The sequence below is a fragment of the Azospirillum argentinense genome (assembly GCF_000632475.1).
Taxonomy (GTDB): domain Bacteria; phylum Pseudomonadota; class Alphaproteobacteria; order Azospirillales; family Azospirillaceae; genus Azospirillum; species Azospirillum baldaniorum.
In genome coordinates this window covers 2691206-2709350 of record NZ_CP007793.1, presented here as the reverse complement: position 1 = coordinate 2709350, position 18145 = coordinate 2691206, and the positions used below count along the sequence as shown (strand labels likewise).

The 18145-nt window shown below is 69.9% G+C and carries 14 protein-coding genes; 7 read left to right on the top strand and 7 right to left on the bottom strand.

Annotated features, from left to right (window positions below; translation table 11 throughout):
• Positions 1–288: 288 nt before the first annotated feature.
• Positions 289–1572, bottom strand: a complete 1284-nt coding sequence (locus ABAZ39_RS12710) for a tyrosine-type recombinase/integrase (protein ID WP_038529858.1) — start codon at positions 1570–1572, stop codon at positions 289–291.
• A gap of 299 nt (positions 1573–1871) precedes the next feature.
• Positions 1872–2099, bottom strand: coding sequence for a YMGG-like glycine zipper-containing protein (locus ABAZ39_RS12705; RefSeq protein WP_014238634.1), 228 nt, complete (start codon positions 2097–2099; stop codon positions 1872–1874).
• 417 nt (positions 2100–2516) lie between these two features.
• Between ABAZ39_RS12705 and ABAZ39_RS35585 the strand changes: the two genes are divergently transcribed.
• Positions 2517–2891, top strand: coding sequence for a hypothetical protein (locus tag ABAZ39_RS35585; protein WP_144243532.1), 375 nt, complete (start codon positions 2517–2519; stop codon positions 2889–2891).
• A gap of 78 nt (positions 2892–2969) precedes the next feature.
• Here the strand turns inward: ABAZ39_RS35585 and ABAZ39_RS12700 are convergent, their stop codons facing one another.
• From ABAZ39_RS12700 to ABAZ39_RS12690, 3 genes are all read right to left on the bottom strand, one after another.
• Entirely contained in the window at positions 2970–3758 is a 789-nt protein-coding gene (locus ABAZ39_RS12700; RefSeq protein WP_014238630.1) for an ABC transporter ATP-binding protein, read from the bottom strand.
• 9 nt (positions 3759–3767) lie between these two features.
• On the bottom strand, positions 3768–4556 hold the full coding sequence (locus ABAZ39_RS12695) for an ABC transporter permease (protein WP_038529855.1): 789 nt from the start codon (positions 4554–4556) through the stop codon (positions 3768–3770).
• A gap of 129 nt (positions 4557–4685) precedes the next feature.
• Positions 4686–5636: an ABC transporter substrate-binding protein gene (locus ABAZ39_RS12690; RefSeq protein ID WP_038529852.1), complete on the bottom strand. Its 951-nt coding sequence runs from the start codon at positions 5634–5636 to the stop codon at positions 4686–4688.
• 279 nt (positions 5637–5915) lie between these two features.
• Between ABAZ39_RS12690 and ABAZ39_RS12685 the strand changes: the two genes are divergently transcribed.
• A complete protein-coding gene (locus tag ABAZ39_RS12685) occupies positions 5916–6158 on the top strand; it encodes a hypothetical protein (RefSeq protein ID WP_038529849.1) in 243 nt (80 codons plus the stop codon).
• A 24-nt stretch (positions 6159–6182) separates the two neighbouring features.
• Here the strand turns inward: ABAZ39_RS12685 and ABAZ39_RS12680 are convergent, their stop codons facing one another.
• A complete protein-coding gene (locus ABAZ39_RS12680; protein WP_038529847.1) occupies positions 6183–9146 on the bottom strand; it encodes a PAS domain-containing protein in 2964 nt (987 codons plus the stop codon).
• A gap of 627 nt (positions 9147–9773) precedes the next feature.
• Between ABAZ39_RS12680 and ABAZ39_RS12675 the strand changes: the two genes are divergently transcribed.
• The 4 genes from ABAZ39_RS12675 (at position 9774) to ABAZ39_RS33000 (ending at position 15695) form a co-directional block, all read left to right on the top strand.
• The gene (locus tag ABAZ39_RS12675; RefSeq protein ID WP_160174823.1) at positions 9774–11447 is read left to right on the top strand and encodes an ATP-binding protein; all 1674 of its coding nucleotides are present in this window, start codon (positions 9774–9776) and stop codon (positions 11445–11447) included.
• Positions 11448–11500: 53 nt separating this feature from the next.
• Positions 11501–12499: an amidoligase family protein gene (locus ABAZ39_RS12670; protein WP_038529843.1), complete on the top strand. Its 999-nt coding sequence runs from the start codon at positions 11501–11503 to the stop codon at positions 12497–12499.
• Positions 12500–12509: 10 nt separating this feature from the next.
• Complete coding sequence (locus ABAZ39_RS12665; RefSeq protein WP_038529840.1) at positions 12510–13223, top strand: gamma-glutamyl-gamma-aminobutyrate hydrolase family protein; 714 nt, start codon at positions 12510–12512, stop codon at positions 13221–13223.
• A 141-nt stretch (positions 13224–13364) separates the two neighbouring features.
• On the top strand, positions 13365–15695 hold the full coding sequence (locus ABAZ39_RS33000; RefSeq protein ID WP_051657997.1) for a sensor histidine kinase: 2331 nt from the start codon (positions 13365–13367) through the stop codon (positions 15693–15695).
• 73 nt (positions 15696–15768) lie between these two features.
• On the opposite strand, the gene ABAZ39_RS35580 is transcribed toward ABAZ39_RS33000, so the two are convergent.
• Positions 15769–16203, bottom strand: a complete 435-nt coding sequence (locus tag ABAZ39_RS35580; RefSeq protein ID WP_051657996.1) for a hypothetical protein — start codon at positions 16201–16203, stop codon at positions 15769–15771.
• A 326-nt stretch (positions 16204–16529) separates the two neighbouring features.
• Between ABAZ39_RS35580 and ABAZ39_RS12650 the strand changes: the two genes are divergently transcribed.
• Complete coding sequence (locus tag ABAZ39_RS12650) at positions 16530–18128, top strand: phospholipase D-like domain-containing protein (protein ID WP_051657995.1); 1599 nt, start codon at positions 16530–16532, stop codon at positions 18126–18128.
• Positions 18129–18145: the final 17 nt, after the last annotated feature.

Genomic DNA, 18145 nt, shown 5'->3' with positions numbered 1-18145 from the left:
TAATCCGGTTGAAAGCGACCACCGGTTCCAGATGAAGGCGACCGGGCATTCCGGTTGAACCCGACCGCGGATTCCGGTCGAAGGCGTCCACCGATTCCGGTGAAGGCGACCACGCTCGTGGGCTCGGCTTGCTGCTGGAGCTGTTCAACCCCCGGTACTGTAATGCTAGCTTGCGCCGGTACACAAGCCCGATACACGCCGGGCCTGGACGCTGGCGGAGAGAGATTCAAATTCACGCCGTACCTGGGGCCACCATCAGCCAGGCCAGCCACGCAGTAATTTTTTTGTTCATCCCTCGGCGGACAGAGGCAAAATATTCTTTTGCTGAACGAGGCCAAATGACGGCGCGGTCCGGCGCACCATGTCAGCCACGTAGGACTGTGCCAAGTGCCCATAATGCTGCTCAACCATCCGCGTATCGCGGTGGCCAAGGTTCTGCGCCACCACCATCAGCGGGGCGCCGGCCATAATCGTCAGGCTGGCCCAGGTGTGGCGCAGTTCATGAAACGTGAAGGCCGGGTCGAGGCCGGCGCGGCGTACCGCCTCCTTGAAGGGGCGCTGGTGCAGGTCACGGTCCCAGCGCCCGCCGTCCTCACGCTTGAGCAGCGGCTCGCCCATGGGACGGCCGAGTGTCAGTTGGCGGCAGGCCGCCATGCCCTCCTCGTTGAGCACGACGTGCCGCGGCTTGCCCGACTTGCTGTCGCGGATGAACAGCGTGCCGCTGGCCGCCTGGTAGTCGCGCCCCTCCAGCCGGCACAGCTCACCGTAGCGCGCGCCGGTGAGCAGCGCCAGCTGCACCAGCGCGCGCAGGTCGGGCGGGCAGGCGTTGAGCAGGCGGCGCGCCTCGTCGTGGTCGAGGAAGCGCGAGCGCTGGCGCTCGACGCCGCCGAACTGCTGGACGCGCGCCCAGGCGTCGTTGCTCGGGATCAACCCCTCGCGCCACGCCCGGTTCAGCGCTGCGCGCAGCGTCACCAGGTGACGGTTGGCGCGCAGCCGGCGCTTGCGCAGCGCCTCCTCCGGGTTGGGATCCTCGGCGCGGTAGCGCTGCGCCTTCCCCTTGGACGTGCGCAGGCGCGGCGGCTCCTCGGCGATCTCGCGGTGCCACTTGCGGATCACCGCCGAGGTCAGCGCCGCCGTGTCGAGCGCGCCGAGGCGCGGCAGGATGTAGGCCTTGACGTAGGTGTCGAGGTGCTTGACCGACTTGCGGTGCATCTTCACGTAGTCGAGGTAGTCTTCCAGGCACTGCGCCACCGTGTAGGGGCCGCGCCGCACGCCGGCCTCGGCGGCGGCCCGCGCCTCGCACCAGCGCCGCGCCCGGGCGCTCGCTTGGTCGAAGGTGAGGACGCCGACGCCGTCGGCCTCCAGCGCGTCGTCGGCCTGGCCGAGCGCGTCGAAGTGCTGCGTGCCCAGCGCGTCGCGGTAGCGGACCAGCCAGCTGCCGGCCCCTTCCTTCAGCCGTCGGTAGCCGAGGTAGCTGCCCTTGGCCAGGCGCGCCCAGTAGGGCTCGCGGCGGGGGGCGAGCTTGCCGCGCGCGGTCTTCGAGCGGGTGTCGGGGGCGGCGGAACGGGCCATGAACGGGTCTCCTCGTACGGAATCGGTACGGAAAAGCGTCGGCGGTCGAGCCCGGATGATAGCAGACAGGTGTTTGCTAAGCTATTGAAAATGCACAGTTCGCCGACGTCCGTCAGTGTCCGTTCTTGTCTTGTTCCGCCGTTCCCAAGCTTACGACGAGGGTTCGATTCCCTTCACCCGCTCCAACATTTCCCTAAAAATCAGACGTCTGCTGAAGCCCTGACATTGAGGGCGCGCAGGCGTGTGGGGTGGCCGCGGACACTGGTCCGGCGGCCTGATCCCCGTTGTGGAACCGGTGTTTACCGGTGCTTGCCGTTGTTGGAGGTCAAGGCGCCCACCGCGGCGCCGGCCGCGCCGCCGATCACGCCGCCCATCACGGCGCTGCCCCCCGTCAGGGCGCCGACCGCGGCACCGCCCGCGGCGCCGATGGCGCCACCCGACAGCGTGCGCTGTTCGCGGTGGCTGAGGTTCGAGCAGCCCGTCAGAACAAGGCCGCCAACCACGATCACTGCCAGTTTCTTCACCATGATCCTACCCGTTATCTTCCCTGTATTCTTGGGTGCCGTCAGCCTCGGAAGCCAGCGGTCAAGCCTGCGCTTGCATCGCATGCTTACGGAATGAACACGCTTTTGCGTGTGACTATTCCGGGGCGGAAAGCCACCTTTCCCATCCCTAAGAGAGTGGGTTTGTCTCCTCACCCTCCCTCGAAATAGGCATCCTGGCGCGCTCTGCAAAGCCAGGAGGGCAGTGCTTGGTGAACAGTCAATAACTATAATAATAATCTGGTTATTTCTTTTTTTACCATTGCCCCGCGTCGAATGGTTGCACGGATTCGGGGGTGTTTCCTCTTTACTTCATTCAGGGCGCGTGGAACGTTCAGTGTCCTAACGACCTGCGCGACATTGAGGACGCAGGCTCATCGGAAACGTCCCAGGATGCCCACCATGCTGCATCTTTCCCGACCGCAGGCGCTTGCCGCTCTCCCGGCGAGCCGCCCGAGTGACCGCCGTGAACGGCACCCGTTGCAGCCGGTCAGCGCCCATCCCTGCGCGCCGGCCTTCGAGCGCTCGGATGTGGCGATCCATCCAGCAGTTCCGGCCGTAGGCCAATCCACATCCCCGGTTCGCGCTGGCGGGGAACCGCTGGCCCGTGTCATCCGCTTGGCGACCACCGGCGTGTGGGTGGTGAAGCACCATGGCCGGATGCTTGAAATTGACGGACGGCTGCACTGGAACTGCCCGCGCATGCTCGCGTCGGACGCCGAGCGCGCCGGCGTCGTCCTGTCCGATCTGGTCGTGAACACCGGTCACCAGCTCTGATCCGGTGGTGGAAAAGGAAAGGAGCGGCGCCCGCCGGCGCCGCTCCCTCGCGTTCTCGGGTCCGTTGGGGAGCGCTGGTCAGCGCTCCATCGTCACGGCCTTGATGGTCTCGACACGGATTTCCTCGGTCAGCCGTTCCTTGTAGGCGGCGAATTCCGGGGTGGTCTTGACCTTGTAGGAGCGGGGGTGCGGCAGATCGATGGGGATGTCGCACTTGATGCGGCCGGGGCGGGCTGACATCACCACCACGCGGCTGGCCATGAAGATGGCCTCGTCGATGTCGTGGGTGACGAACATCACCGTCTTGCGGTCGGCCTCCCAGATGCCCAGCAGCAGTTCCTGCATCAGTTCGCGCGTCTGGTGGTCCAGCGCGCCGAACGGCTCGTCGAGCAGCAGCATCTTCGGGTCGTTGGCCAGCGCGCGGGCCAGCGCCGTGCGCTGCTGCATGCCGCCGGAGAGCTGGGCGGGGTGGTGGTTCTCGAAGCCCTTCAGCCCGACCTGGGCCAGGAAGCGGTCGGCGATCGCCAACTGCTCCGCCCGCGGCAGGCCGCGCTCGCGCAGGCCGAAGCAGACGTTGTCGCGCACGGTCAACCAGGGGAAGAGCGTGTAGGACTGGAAGACCATGCCGCGGTCGGGGCCGGGGCCGGACACCGCCTTGCCCTCCAGCAGCACCTCGCCGGCGGTGGGGGTTTCCAGACCGGCGACGATGCGCAGCAGCGTGGACTTGCCGCAGCCCGACGGCCCCAGGATGGTGATGAAGTCGTTGTCGGCGACCTCCAGGCTCGTCGGCACCAGCGCGCGGGTCGGCGCCGTGCTGTTGCGGCCGGGAAAGGTCTTCTCGACGTTGCGGATGGACAGCTTGCTCATGGCCGGCGCTTATCGTCCTTTGGCCCACGGGAAGAGACGGGCGTTGAGCGCCCGGAACAGCAGGTCGGTGATCAGGCCGATCACGCCGATGATGAAGATGCCGAAGATCATCTGCCCGGTGTCGAGGAAGCGCTGGGCGTCGATGATCATGTGGCCGATGCCGCGCGACGCGCCCACCAGTTCCGCCACGATCACGTAGGTCCAGGCCCAGCCGAGCACGAGGCGCAGCGCCTCGAAGATCTGCGGCGAGGCGGCGGGCAGCAGGACGCGCAGCACCACGCCGTCGCGCTTGGCGCCCAGCGTGTAGGCGGCCTCCACCAGATCGCTGCGGATGCCCGACACGATGACCGTCACCATGATGATCAGCTGGAAGACGGAGCCAATGAAGATGACCAGGATCTTCTGCAGCTCGCCCACACCCGCCCACAGGATCAGCAGCGGGATGAAGGCCGAGGCCGGCAGGTAGCGGGCGAAGGACACGAAGGCCTCGAAGAAGGCCTCCACCGGCTTGAAGGCCCCCATCAGGATGCCCAGCGGCACCGCCAGGGCGGCCGCCATGACGAAGCCGGCGAAGACGCGCCAGACGGTGACGGCGATGTCCTCGGCGAAGCCGAACTCCCGGAACAGCGCGATGCCCGCCGTCAGCGTGTCGCCGGGCGAGGCCAGGAACAGCGGCTTCACGAAGCCGCCGTAGGTGGCGATGCCCCAGCCCAGGAAGAACAGCACGAAGCAGGCGATGCCCAGCACCGTGCGCAGCGCCGGAGCGACCGGCTTCAGCGGAGTGAAGAGGGGGGACATGGGATTGGCGGACCGTTGTCGGGTTTGGAAGGCGGTGCCCCCTCCCTGACCCTCCCCCGCCTTCGGCGAGGGAGGGGAACTTAACCCCTCTCCCGCGAAGCGGGGGAGGGCTGGGGAGGGGGCAAGAACTTACTTCACGAAGGACGTGTCGGTCATGCTGTCCAGGCTCGGCGGGGCCTTGCGGATCAGCTTGGCCTCCAGCATCACGTCCTGGACCTCCTTGATGAAGGTCGGCATGGTCTTGGTCAGATACTCGACGTTGCCGGCCTTGTCGTACCAGAGCACGGTCTTGGCGGAGGAGGCGAACTGTTCCGGCGTCTGGTTGACGTCGCGGGCCATGATCTCGAAGGCCTTCTTCTCGTCCTTCTTGATCTCGTCCAGCGCCTCGAACCAGCTGTCGACGAAGGCCTTCACGACCTTCGGGTTCTTCTGGATGTAGTCGGGCTGGAAGGCCAGCGTGTCGATGATGACGCCCGGCGTCTGGTCCGACGTGACGATGATCTTGCCGTTGGCCTCGCGCACCTTGGACAGGTACGGCTCATAGGTCACGGCGGCGTCGAACTGGCCGGCGACGAAGGCGTTGGCGGCGTCGGACGGCTGGAGGTTGACGGTCTGCACCTCGCCGATCGACAACCCGTTCTTCTTCAGAACATAGGCCAGCCAGAACTGCGGCACGCCGCCGTACTGCACGGCCACCTGCTTGCCCTTCAGGTCGGCGAGGCTGTTGACCGCGTCGCGCACGACGATGCCGTCGCCGCCGTGCGAGCTGTCGAGCACCAGCACCTGGGTCACGTCCACACCGGAGGAGGCGTAGAGCAGGTGCGTGTCCACCGTGGTGGTGATCGCCTGCACCTCGCCCGCCGCCATCGCCTGGTGGCGGTTGGAGGTCGGCATCTTCTTGATCTCGACCTCGATGCCGTTCTTCTTGAAGATGCCGGTTTCCTTGGCCAGCGTGATCGGCGCGAAGCCGGTCCAGCCGCTCATCGCCACGGTTACCTTGGTCTGCGCCGAGGCCGAAACCGCGCACAGCCCAGCGACGGCCGCCGCAAGGGCTCCGGCCATCCACGACGTCTTCCTCATGATCCCCCGCTCCCGGTTCTGAAGGTGTCTTTTGATCGCGCCGGGCGGCGGCCCGCCGCCCACGCATCCGTGTGCCGCATTGTGCACGCCCGCGGGGCGGGTGGGAAGGGACGGGCGGCCGCGACCGCGCAAGCCTGACCTTCGTTGGAAGGGCCGGAGGGAAGCTCTTGCAACCAAAGGCTTATTGGGATGCTTGCGTGCCCAATCCATATACCAACTGAACAAACCGCGACGGGTGTATGCCGTTCTTTTGGGCATCACAGAGGGGAGGCCGGACCGATGCGCTCCATGGACCCGATGAAGCCGCCGACGAACCCGCCGATGAACGCGACGGACCGCCAGCGCACGCTGGATTATTTCGAACGACTCGGCCGGGACAAGGTGCGGCTGTACAGCGCCATCGACTGCGACCGTTACCTGGGCGGCTGGCAGGTGCGCGAGTTGGCCGACCAGTGGCTGGCCGAGAAAGCCGCCGAGGAAAACCCGGTGCCGCTGTGGCGGCGGATCGTGCGGCGGCGCTGACGCCGCCGCACGCTTTCCTTCCGTTTACGCCGCCCCGGCGTTGGCCATCATCTTGCGCAGGTCGTTGGGGAAGACCGGCTTGTGCAGGATGCTGAAGCCGTTGCGGCGGGCCTCGTCCAGCCGTTCCGGGGCGGTGTCGCCGGTCAGGATGATGCCCGGCACGTCCTTGCCGACCAGACCCTGCACCGCGGCCAGAGCCTCCGGCCCGGTCCGCCCCTGCTGGAGTTGATAGTCGGCCAGAACGATCTGTGGACGCCGACCGTCGGCGCGCAGCCGTTCCAGCGCCTGGTCGCCCGAGCGCGCGGTCAGCACGCTGTAACCCCAGCCCTCCAGCATCGCCTTCAGGCCGAGCAGGATGATCGCCTCGTCGTCGATGACCAGCACCATGCCCTTGGTCGCGCAGTCGTTGGCGGCCTGCCGGAAGAGGTCCATGGCGGGCGGCGGGACGGCGGCGCGGGGCTTCTCCACGACGACGCGCGGCATCTCCACCGAGAAGACGGAACCGATGCCCTCCTTCGAGCGCACGCGGACGCGGTGGTCGAGCAGCTTCGACAGGCGCTTGACGATGGCGAGGCCGAGGCCCAGCCCGCGGTCGCCGCTGCCCTGGATCTGGGTGAACTCCTCGAAGATGTCCTCCAGCCGGTCGGCCGGGATGCCGACGCCGCTGTCCCACACCTCGACGCGCAGCCGGTCGGGGCCGCTGCGGCGGCAGCCGATCAGGATGCGGCCCTGGCGGGTGTAGCGCAGCGCGTTCTCGATCAGATTGCGCAGGATGCGCTCCAGATGCGACGGGTCGGTGCGCACCCAGGCCCGCGTCGGGACGGCGCGCAGCTCCAGCCCCTTTTGGGCGGCGCGCGGCGCGTATTCGGCGACCAGACGGCCCAGCACCTGGCCCAGCCGGACCTCCGCCGGGTTGGCGGCGATCTTGCCGGATTCCAGCCGCGACATGTCGAGCAGACCGTCCAGCAGGCCCTTCAGCGTGTCCAGCGCCTGACGCATGTTGTCGAGCAGCGGCAGGCTGGGGTGGCCCTGCAGGCGGTCGCCCAGCGCGGCAGCGAAGAGGTAGAGCGACTGCACGGGCTGGCGCAGGTCGTGGCTGGCGACGGCCAGGAACTTGGACTTGCCGGCGGCGGCGTGCTCCGCCGCCTCCCGCGCGCGGCGCAGGTCGGCCTCGGCCTGCTTGCGGCCGGTCACGTCGACGGCGGCGCAGGTGATGCCGGCCAGCGCGCCGTCGGGGCCGCGCAGCGGGTCGATGGTCATGTCGTAGAAATGGTCCTGCCCGGCTTGGCGGATGCGGACCTCCTCGCGCACGCCCTCGCCGGTCTCCAGCGCGCGGCGCTTGATGGCGGTCACGACCTCGGCGTCGGCGGCGTCCTCGAACACCTCGGCATCGGTCTTGCCGACGACGCGGTCCGCCGTGAAGCCGAGGGCGGGGTTGTGCATCCAGGTGTAGCGCAGCGCGCAATCCTGGTTGAAGACCACGACGCCGGAGTTGCGTAGCGCCGTGCGGAAGCGCTCGTTGGCGACGCGCAGCGCCTCCTCGGTGGACTTGCGCTCGGTGATGTCGATGCCGGAAACGATCAGGTGGGTGATCCGCCCGTCGGGACCGCGCATCGGCGTGACCCGCATCTCCATGATCGCAGCGCGGTCCCCGGCGATGCGCACCGGCGCGTCGAAGCGCGCGGAGTCGCCGTGGGCGGCGCGCTCCACCGCCGTGCGCAGGCGGTCGCCCGCGGCCCCGGCGAAAGCGCGCCGGCAGGCCTCGTGGAAGGGGTGGCCGACGATCTGCTCGACCGGCAGGCCGGACGCCTGGACGGCGGTCTGGTTGACCTGAAGCACGTCGCCCGCCGGGCTGAGCACGCCGATGAAGGTGGGCAGGGTGTCCAGGACGGCGCGCAGATGCTCCTCCGAGCCGCGCAGCGCGCGCTCGCGGGCCTCCAGCGTCTCGGCCATCGCGTCGAAGGCGCGGCCGAGCTGGCCGATCTCCGACTTGCGGTCCACCAGACCGGCCCGCGCGCTGGAGTTGCCGGCGCTCCAGCCCTGGGTGGCGCGGATCAGCGCCTCGACCGGGCGGCGGATGAACAGGGTGCCGCCGATCCAGGCGGCCAGGATGGCGACCAGCAGCCCGGTCAGCGTCATCAGCAGGCCCTGGCGGGTGGCGCGGTCGATGGTGCCGGCCACGGCGGTGTGGTCGAGCCCGACGCTGATGAACAGGTCGCGCGTGCCCTGGCGGGACGGCGAATAGGCCAGCACCCGCGCCACCCCGTCCATCCCCGGCAGGGTGGTGACGCCGCCGCGCTTTTCGCCCAGCAGGTCCAGATAGGGCTGCGGCACGCGCTCGCCACGCTGGGCGATGCCGTTGGGCAGCTTGACCAGGATGGTGCCGTTGCGGTCGGTGACCAGCAGGCTGGCGTTCTCGGGCAGCGGGCGCGCCGCGAAGTTGGTGGCCAGCCAGGGCAGGTCGAGGCCGAGCGTCACCACGCCGGCGACTGTGCCGGCCTCGTCGCGGAAGGGAACCGCGAAGGGCAGCATGGCGGTGCCGGGTTCCGCCGCCGGGCCGGGGGTCGTCCATTCGCCGACGACGAAGCGGCCTTCCTCCAGCGCGCGGCGGATGTAGGGACGGTCGGCGGCGGTACGGTTGGCGCCATGGTCGAGCGCGGCGCTGCACAGAACGGTGCCGTCGCGGTCGAGGACGGACAGGTTGCGGTATTCGGGGGCGCGTTGGGCGAGCCGGATCAGATGGGCCTGGCATTGGGCGTAGTCGCCGGATCGCAGGGTGGCCGATTCCGCGATGGAGGTGACCATCAAGCGCGCGCCGTCGACGATCCGGGCCTGCTCCCCTTCGACCAGATGCAGCAACCGCTCGGCCTGGGCCGCAACCTCCTCGGCGCGTTCCGCACGGAACTGGAACACGCTGTAGGCCTGGATGCCCAGGGCCGGCAGAACGGCCAGAAGCACCAGCAGGAAAAGGCGGGCCAGCAAGGTCATCGTGTCACAGGCTCCCATCGGGCGGGAAAGCAGTCGGAACCGAAAGTCCGCTATCGTTTCGCCTGTGTTCCGAATAACCTTTGCATGGTTAAATCGCAGTTAATGGAGGGGATTTATTTTCTTACGGATTGGCAACCCGCGGGATTCTTGCTGGAAATAAAGGGGTATATGGAAGGGTGAGGTTGAAGATTTACTTATGTATTTCTCCTAAAATTTTCGGATTTATTTTTATCGGAAGAGGTAATCATCACCCCTTTCGATCAATGGGCGGCCGTTGCTGTGGGCGGGCCATTGCTGGGCGATGCCGGATGTGGCTGATGACGTCCCGCTTGAAATGGATGTGTCGCTCTCCTTCGTCCCGTTCCGCCCTCCGCGGTGTGGGCGGAGTCCAGCCTGTACGGTAAGGTTGTAGAGACCAGCTTGATCGCACCTCTGCGGCGGCTCCTGCGTCGTCTCAGCAAAATAGGTGTCTGCAACCTTTTGTCCTGCGGTTACCATGGGTGGATGAGCGAAGCCGTTGCAACCCATGGTAAATCCGGGATGCGCAGCATTCCTGAACCGGATCATCCGCTTTCAGCGGAGGACAGGCGTGGTACAGTACACGCCCCGCCGATCCGGAAGACCCGCTTGCCGTTGAAGTCCCATCATCGTCCGCTGGTCCTTCTGGTGCTGGCCGCGCTGCTGCCTCTGGTTGTCCTGTCGGCGGTTCTCGGCGGCGCCTGGCTGCGCGGGCAGCAGAGCGCGATGGAGGCCAACGCCATCGCGCGGGTGGACCGGTTGTCGGCCCTGGTGGACCGCGAGCTGTCCGCGCAGATGGACGCGCTGAAGGCGGTGGCGGCGTCGCCCCTGCTGGACGGTCTCGCCGCGGGCCGCGAACTCGACGCCGTGACCTTCTTCGAATACGCCGAGCGGGTGCAGAGCGCGCTTCCCCTGTGGACGACCATCGTCCTCAGCGACGTCGAGGGGAACCGGCTGGTCGACGCTCCCTTCCTGGTGGGCGGTGTCCGGGGCAGGGTGCTGGACATGGACAGCCACCGGCGCGTGGTGGAGACGGGCCAGCCGGCGGTCGGCACGATCCTGCGCGGACCGCGCGGCAATTACGCCTTCCCCATCCGCGTTCCGGTGACGCGCAACGGCGCGCCGGTCGCCGTCCTGTCGGCGGTGGTGATGCCGGAGGGCTTCCAGAGCCTGCTGTTCGGCAACCGCCTGCCGCCGGGCTGGATCGCCGCGGTCATCGACGCCGAGGGACGTCTGGTGGCACGGGCCGGCGGAGAGCCGGACATGATCGGGCGCCACGCCAGCGAAAACGCGCTTCGCGCCCGCCGCGCCGCCGGCAGCGGCGTCTATGACGGGATGAGCCTGGAGGGCACGCCGACGGTGGTCGCCTTCCGCACGCTGCCCGATTATGGATGGTCGGTTCACTTCGCCATCCCGCAGGACGCCTATCGGGCACCGGTCTCCAACGCGGTCTGGCTGGCCGGGGTGGGGGCGTTGGCCAGCCTGCTGATGGCCGGCGCCTTCCTGTGGCTCCTCGCCCGCGAATTGCGGCTGCGCCGCCGCCAGGAGGCGGCGCGGGAGGAAAGCCTGCGGCTGGAGGCCCTTGGCCGCATGACCGGTGGCGTCGCCCACGACATCGCCAATCTGCTGACCGTCGTGATGAGCGGCATCGCCGCCATCCGCAGCCGTCCCAACGACGCCGAGCGCATCACCCGCGTGCTGCCCGAGATCGAGGGTGCCGTGGCGCGCGGGCAGGCGCTGATGCGGCAGATGGCCGCCTTCGGCCGGCGCAGCGTCTACGAACCGGTGCCCTTCCGCCTTCAGGACCGCAAGGCGTCTTTGGAGGCTCTGCTGGCGCGCTCCGCCGGCAGCGCGGTGGACACCGCCCTGATCGTTCCGGACGACCTCTGGCCGATCATCGCCGATCCGGACGCCATGGAGGTGGCGCTGCTCAATCTGGCGGTGAACGCCCGCGACGCCATGCCGGAGGGCGGAACGCTGACCGTCATGGCGGAAAACCGCGCCCTGCCGGGGCGGCGGAGCGACGACACCGGCCTGACCGGCGATTTCGTGGCGCTGGCCGTCCGCGACACCGGAACCGGCATCCCGCCTGATCATCTGCGCCGCATCTTCGAACCCTTCTTCACCACCAAGCCGGATGGCAAGGGAACCGGGCTGGGGCTCAGCCAGGTCTTCGGCTTCGCCCGGCAGTCGGGCGGGACGGTCACCGTGACCAGCACGGTCGGGGCCGGCACCACCGTGACGCTCTATCTGCCGCGGGCGGCGGGCGACATCCCCGGCTGAACAGGTCGGCGGCCGGGGAACCGCCGTGCCGCGCGCCGTGTTGAACGGGCGCCATGGACACAGCATTCCGCACGCCCCCCCATTCCACCACGACGGACGGCGCCCCGCGCACGGTCGGCGTGGAGGTCGAATTCGCCAATCTCGACGCCCCGTCGGCGGCGGCCGTGGTGCGCAGCCTGTACGGGGGCGCGCTGGAGCCGGAGGACCCGCACCGCTGCCGGGTGACCGGCACGCGGCTGGGCGACTTCGCGGTGGAGCTGGACATGCGCTCCGCCCATCCGGGCAAGACGGAGGAGAGCGACGCCGGCCCGCTGGGAAAAGCGGTGGGCAAGGCGGTGGATGGCGTGGTGGAGGCGCTGCGGCCCTGGTGGGGCAACATCGGCAGCCTCGTCATGCCGTTCGAGATCGCCGCCCCGCCCATTCCCATCGACCGGCTGGCCGAGCTGGAGCCCCTGTTCGCCGCCCTGAGCGCCCAGGGAGCCGCCGGCACGGACGCCAGCCCGCTCTTCGCCTTCGGCCTGCACCTGAATCCGCAGGTGGCGCGCACCGACGGCGACTATGTGCTGGACCATCTGAAGGCCTTCCTGCTGCTGGCCCCCTGGCTGCGCCGCGAGATCCGCGTCGACCCGACCCGGCGCCTGACCGGCTTCATCGCCGCCTTTCCGGTGGACTACGCGGTGAAGGTCGTCGATCCCGCCTACCGTCCCGACCTCGACGGGCTGGTCGGCGACTATCTTGAGGCCAACCCGACGCGCAACCGCGAGCTGGACCTGTTCCCGCTGTTCGCCCATCTCGCCCCGGAGACGATGGCGGCCAAGCTGAGCGACCCGCATGTGCGGCCCCGCCCGACCTTCCATTACCGCCTGCCGAACGCCCGGCTGGGCGACCCGGACTGGAGCCTGGCCCAGGACTGGAACCGTTGGGTGGCGGTGGAGGAGCTGGCGGCGGACCGCGATCGGCTCGACGCGCTGGGGACGGACTTCCGCGCCTTCGCCGCGCGCGAGGCGCTGGACGGCTGGGCCGCCGAGGCGGGCCGGCGGCTCGCCGTCTGACGGGGGCGACATGGCCGCCTTCATCGCACGGGGACGCCCCCTGATCGGAGTCACCGCGTCGGTTCACGGCAGCCGCATCGCCTGGTGGGCGAACCGGCTTGCGTTGCGCCGCGCCGGGGCGCGGGCGGTGCGCATCACGGCGCGCGATCCCTTTCCCATCGAGCGGCTGGACGGTCTGGTGGTCGGCGGCGGCGACGACATCGACGCCGCCCTCTACGGCGAGACCGCCCTCCCGAAGATGCGCATCGACCCGGAGCGCGACCGGCTGGAGCTGTGCGCGCTGGACGGCGCGGCGGCGCGGCGGCTTCCCGTTCTGGGCATCTGCCGGGGTTCGCAGATGATCAACGTGCACCGCGGCGGCTCGCTGCTCACCGACATCCACGAAGTGTACGAGGAGGCGCCGCGCCTGCGCACCGTGCTGCCGCGCAAGCGCATCCGCATCGACCCGCGCAGCCATCTATACCGCATCCTGGGCATCGCCGAATGCCGGGTCAACGCGCTGCACCATCAGGCGGTGGACCGGCTGGGCGACGGCCTGCGCGTGGTGGCGCGCGAGACGGTGGGGATCGTCCAGGGGATCGAGGCGGTCCACCACCCCTTCCTGATCGGGGTGCAGTGGCATCCCGAATATCTGGTTGCCGACCAGCGCCAGCAGGCGCTGTTCCGCACCCTGGCCGCCACCGCCGCCGGAACCGCCAGCCTGGAGGACGCTGCGGCCTTGTGATCGCTCCTCACCCGTGTGATCGCTCCCTAACTGTTCGTTGTGCCACCATTTCCCTCGCGCGCGGAAGCGGCTATCCTAACGATCGGGCCGAATGATCGGGGTTTGGCGATCGGGCCGCCGCAACGGCGGAGGGGCAAGGGCGTGACGGAGAAACAGGCGGGCCGGCGGCTGCGGCTGCACACGGTGACGATGATCACCGCGCTGGCCACGGCGTTTCTGATGGCCGGGCTGACGCTTGGGGTGGGCGGCGCCTTCGTCCGGGTGCTCGACCTCGCGGAGGAGGCGGACCGCGCCATCGTTCCCCAGATCGCCCGCCAGCACCAATACGCCGTCTTCGCCGCCCGCATGGGCCAGCTCGCCGAGGCCGTCCTGCGCTCGCGCTCGCCGGAGGAGCGCGCCGGTGCCCTGGCCGAGGTGGAAGGCGTGTCGCAGCGCTTCGCGGCGGACGCGGCGGCTCCGGAGCTTCTCCAGCGGCTCGAAACGGCCATCCAGGCGGTGCGCCGCACGGCCGAGCGGGCCGATGCCATCGACGCCCTGGCGGCCCAAGCCATCACTTTGCAGCGAAAGGGGGACGAGGCGTTCCTGAGCCTGCTGCGCTCCGGCGCCCCCCTGGCGGTGCAGGAGCCCTACCACCGCGCGCTGGAGGCGCTGGCCGCCGGGCTGATCGCGACGGACACGGAGCAGCTCGCCGCCGAGGTCGCCCGCTTCCACGAGCACGCCGCCGCGGTGGTGAACGCGCTGATCCCGCTGGAGCCGGGGGAGCGGGCGCCGCTGGCCCGCACCGCGCGCGACCTCGACGGGCTGGGCGCGCTGTTCACCCTGCGCCGGACCATCCTGGCGGAGGCGGGTCTGATGGGGCTGGAGACGGAGATCGCCCACGGCGTGCTGAACGACCTCAGCGGCAGCCTGACCGACGCCGCCGCGACCAACACGCGGCGCATCGCCGACACCTTGACCGATCAGGCGCGCAGCGGTCTGTGGATCGTGCTGGTCGGGCTGGGCATCGCCTCGGCGGTGCAGACGCTGCTCTACGTGCTGCTGCGCGTCCATGTGGTCCGCCCGATCCGCCGCGCCTCGCAGGCGCTGGCCATGGTTCAGAAGGCGCGCCGCACCGTCCGTCTGCCGCCCGCCCTGTTCGCCGAGCTTCAGGCCATCTCCACCAGCGTCGAGCGGTTCGGCACGGCGCTGGTGGAGACCCACGCCTACGCCGAGGCGCTGAAGGCGGGGGAGGAGCGGATGCGCGCGATCCTGGCGGCCTCGCCCTTTCCCATCGTGATCGTCCGGCGGTCGGACGACGCCGTCCTGTTCGCCAACCCGCAGGCCGAGGCGCTGTTCGGGACCGAGGGGGAGCGGCTGGCGCTGACGCGCAACGCGCGCTTCTTCGTTTACCCGTCCGACGCCGCCCGGCTGTCCCGTCTGGTGGCCGAGCAGGGGGCGGCGAGCGATCTGGAGATGGAGATGCGCACCGCCGGGGGGCGGCCCTTCTGGGCGATGATCTCCGCCGTGGAGATCCATGACGTGGACGAGCCGGCCATCCTCATCGCCGTCAACGACATCACCCTGCGCAAGCGGTCGGAGGAGGAGACGGAGGCCGCCAAGCAGCGCGCCGAGAGCGCCCTGGCCGATCTGCGCGACACCCAGGCCCACCTGATCCAGGCGGAGAAGATGGCCTCGCTTGGCGGGATGGTGGCGGGGGTGGCGCACGAGGTGAACACGCCGGTGGGCATCGCCCTGACCGGCATCACCCACTTGGCCGACCAGACCCGCAAGGTGGTCCGCGGGGTCGAGGCCAACACGCTGCGCCGCGCCGACTTCACCGGTTATCTGACCACCGCCGGGGAGGCCTGCCGGCTGATCGAAACCAACCTGAACCGAGCCGCCGAGCTGATCCAGAGCTTCAAGCAGACCGCGGTGGACCAGACCAGCGAGGAGCGGCGCCGCGTCGATCTGGCCGCCTATCTGGACGACGTGCTGACCAGCCTGCGCCCGCGTCTGAAGCAGACCCCCCACCGCGTGGTGATCGACTGTCCGGCGGGCCTGTGGGTGGACAGCTATCCCGGCGCGCTGTTCCAGGTGCTGACCAACCTGACCATGAACGCGGTGGTCCACGCCTATCCGGACGGGCGGGCCGGCACGCTGACCGTCGCCGCGACCCGCCCCAACCCGCAGGAGGTCGAACTGCGCTTCTGCGACGACGGCTGCGGCATTCCCGCCGCCCATCTGGGGCGCGTCTTCGACCCCTTCTTCACGACGCGGCGCGGCGAGGGGGGGAGCGGGCTTGGCCTGCACATCGTCTACAACATCGTGACCACCCGCCTGCGCGGCAGCATCCGGGTCGAAAGCCGGGTGGAGGGCCGGGAGGGCGGCCAAGAGGGTGGAGGCACCTGCTTCGTCCTGCGCTTCCCCGCCGAGGCTCCCCCCGCGGTGGACTCCGGTGAACCGGCGGCGGTCAGGGCGGAGCCGGTGAGCTGAAACGGAAAAGGGCGCGCCGGAGGTCCCGGCGCGCCCTTCGCTGCAAAGCTTGAAGGCGATTAATGGAAAGCGGTTACTTGCTGCCGTCCGGGCCGCAGTTCGGGGTGCCCGGCGGGCAATGGGTGCCGGTCGCGGTCTGGTTGTCGCGGGCCGGGTTGCTGCTGGTGGCGCTGCCCAGGCCCGACGGCGCCGTGGTCTGGCCCTGCCAGGTGCCGCCCGACGAGCCGCTGCCCATGGTGCCGCTGCCCATGGTGCCATTGCCCATGGTGCTGCCCGACGAACCGGGCACGGTGGTCCCCGGCGAGTTCATGGTGCCGGTCGAGCCGGCGGTGCCCGGCGTGGTGACGCTGCCCGGGGTGGAGCCCGGGCCGGAGGTGCTCAGGCCGGTGGACGGCGAGGTCGTGGTGCTGGGAACGGTCGGGCTCACGGCGGTGCCGCCCGACTGGGCGACGGCGGAGCCGGCCATCAGGGCGAGGGCCGACGCGGCGGCGATCAACAGGGTACGCATCCTCATCTCTCCATCTGGTGGCGGCGCCCTTTGGCCGGGCGCCTTCCTGGCGGGGGTTCGGGCGGGGATTCAGTCCGGCGCCCTGCGGCGCGCCCGTCCCCCATTCGCCACTCCCAACAGAAGGCCCGGCGCATCGTTGCGGAGAAACCGGACGGTCATCCAATCTTTTGGTCCGATCTTTTGGCGAGCCACCCGCCGTCCGGGCGTTCCGTCCGCCCCCACCCAGATGCGGATGCCGGGCGATTCCGGAGCAGCCGGTCGCCTTGCGGAACAGGCCGCCGCCGGAAGAGTTGACGCAAGCACCGTTACGGCACGTCGAGGCAGGAATGAGCGATCATCGGGATGCGGCGGACCATGCCGGGGTGCGGCCCATTCTGCGCCCCGGCGCCACCTGCTGGCGGACCGAGCGCGCGGACCGGGTGGCCGTGCTGGTCGATGGCGCCGCCTTCTTCGCGGCGGTGCGCGCCGCCCTGCTGCGGGCGCGGCGGTCGGTGATCCTGCTCGGCTGGGACATCGATCCGCGGATGCGCCTCGACCCCCACGACCCGGAAACGCTGGGCGATTTCCTCGCCCGCCTGATCCGCCACCACCCGTCGCTGCAGATCCACGCGCTGAAGTGGGACATGCCGTTTCCCATCTCGCTGGAGCATCCGCATGGGCCGCTGGAGCGGCTGAACCGGCGCACCGGCCCGCGGCTGACGCTGGAGCTGGACGACGCCCTGCCCGTGGGCGCGGCGCAGCACCAGAAGCTGGTGGTGGTGGACGATGCGCTGGCCTTCTGCGGCGGCATCGATCTGGCCGGCGACCGCTGGGACACGCCGGAGCATCGCGACAACGACCCGCGCCGCCGCTGGCCGACCGGGGAGCTTCACGCCCCGCGCCACGACGTGATGATGGCGGTGGACGGCCCCGCCGCCCGCGCGCTGGGGCTGATGGCGCGCGAGCGCTGGAGCCACGCCACCGGGCAGGCGCTGCCGCCCCCGCCGCCGGAGGGGTTTCTCGCGGGCGCCGCCGACCCCTGGCCGGAGGGGCTGCACCCGCTGATCACCGACGCGGATGTGGGCATCGCCCGCACGCTTCCCGACTGTCTGGTCGGCCGTCCGGTTCGCGAGAACGAGGCGCTGACCTTCGCCGCCATCGCCGAGGCGCGCCACAGCATCTATCTGGAGAACCAGTATTTCGCCTCCTTCCGCGTGGCCGAGGCGCTGGCCCGGCGGCTGCGCGAGCCGGACGGGCCGGAGGTGGTGGTCGTCGTTCCCATGGAAAGCCCGAGCTGGTTCGACCGCATGGCCATGGACACGCCGCGCGGCGTCGTGCTTCAGGAGCTGCGCGCCGCCGACCGCCACGGGCGCCTGCGCGCCATGACCCCGCTGACCGAGGGCGGCAACGGCATCGTCGTGCATTCCAAGCTGATGGTGGTGGATGACCGGCTGCTGCGCATCGGGTCGAGCAACCTGAACAACCGCTCCATGGGCTACGACACCGAATGCGATCTGGCGGTGGAGGCGCCGCCGGGCGACCGCAGCGACGCCAACCGCAGCACCGGCAACGCCATCGCCGCGGTGCGCAACCGCCTGCTGGCCGAGCATCTGGGTGTGGACCCGTCGGAGATGACCGCCGCCGTCCGCGCCACGGGAAGTCTGGTGGCCGCCATCGACCGGTTGAACAAGCCGTCCGGACGCCGCTTGGCGCCGCTGCCCGACACCGACCCCGGCCTGACGGAGCAGGCTTTCGCCGCCCTGCGCATCGCCGACCCCGACCGCCCGGAGGAAGCCTGGGCCGTGTGGAAGCGCATGCCCCCGGCCCCGGCGCCGGCCCGCTCCCTGACCCGTGCGGTGGGGGCGGCCCTGTTCACCGCCGGGGCGATCGCCGGGGTCTACGCGGTGGCGCGGGCGATGGTCGAGACCGAGCGCGGCGACCGCTGAGCGGCGCGGCGCGCAGG

Bases quoted from the DNA above. Each gene is read 5' to 3' on its own strand.
- ABAZ39_RS12710 (WP_038529858.1), bottom strand. From the start codon at position 1,572: ATGGCCCGTTCCGCCGCCCCCGACACCCGCTCGAAGACCGCGCGCGGC.
- ABAZ39_RS12705 (WP_014238634.1), bottom strand. From the start codon at position 2,099: ATGGTGAAGAAACTGGCAGTGATCGTGGTTGGCGGCCTTGTTCTGACG.
- ABAZ39_RS35585 (WP_144243532.1), top strand. From the start codon at position 2,517: ATGCTGCATCTTTCCCGACCGCAGGCGCTTGCCGCTCTCCCGGCGAGC.
- ABAZ39_RS12700 (WP_014238630.1), bottom strand. From the start codon at position 3,758: ATGAGCAAGCTGTCCATCCGCAACGTCGAGAAGACCTTTCCCGGCCGC.
- ABAZ39_RS12695 (WP_038529855.1), bottom strand. From the start codon at position 4,556: ATGTCCCCCCTCTTCACTCCGCTGAAGCCGGTCGCTCCGGCGCTGCGC.
- ABAZ39_RS12690 (WP_038529852.1), bottom strand. From the start codon at position 5,636: ATGAGGAAGACGTCGTGGATGGCCGGAGCCCTTGCGGCGGCCGTCGCT.
- ABAZ39_RS12685 (WP_038529849.1), top strand. From the start codon at position 5,916: ATGCGCTCCATGGACCCGATGAAGCCGCCGACGAACCCGCCGATGAAC.
- ABAZ39_RS12680 (WP_038529847.1), bottom strand. From the start codon at position 9,146: ATGACCTTGCTGGCCCGCCTTTTCCTGCTGGTGCTTCTGGCCGTTCTG.
- ABAZ39_RS12670 (WP_038529843.1), top strand. From the start codon at position 11,501: ATGGACACAGCATTCCGCACGCCCCCCCATTCCACCACGACGGACGGC.
- ABAZ39_RS12665 (WP_038529840.1), top strand. From the start codon at position 12,510: ATGGCCGCCTTCATCGCACGGGGACGCCCCCTGATCGGAGTCACCGCG.
- ABAZ39_RS35580 (WP_051657996.1), bottom strand. From the start codon at position 16,203: ATGCGTACCCTGTTGATCGCCGCCGCGTCGGCCCTCGCCCTGATGGCC.
- ABAZ39_RS12650 (WP_051657995.1), top strand. From the start codon at position 16,530: ATGAGCGATCATCGGGATGCGGCGGACCATGCCGGGGTGCGGCCCATT.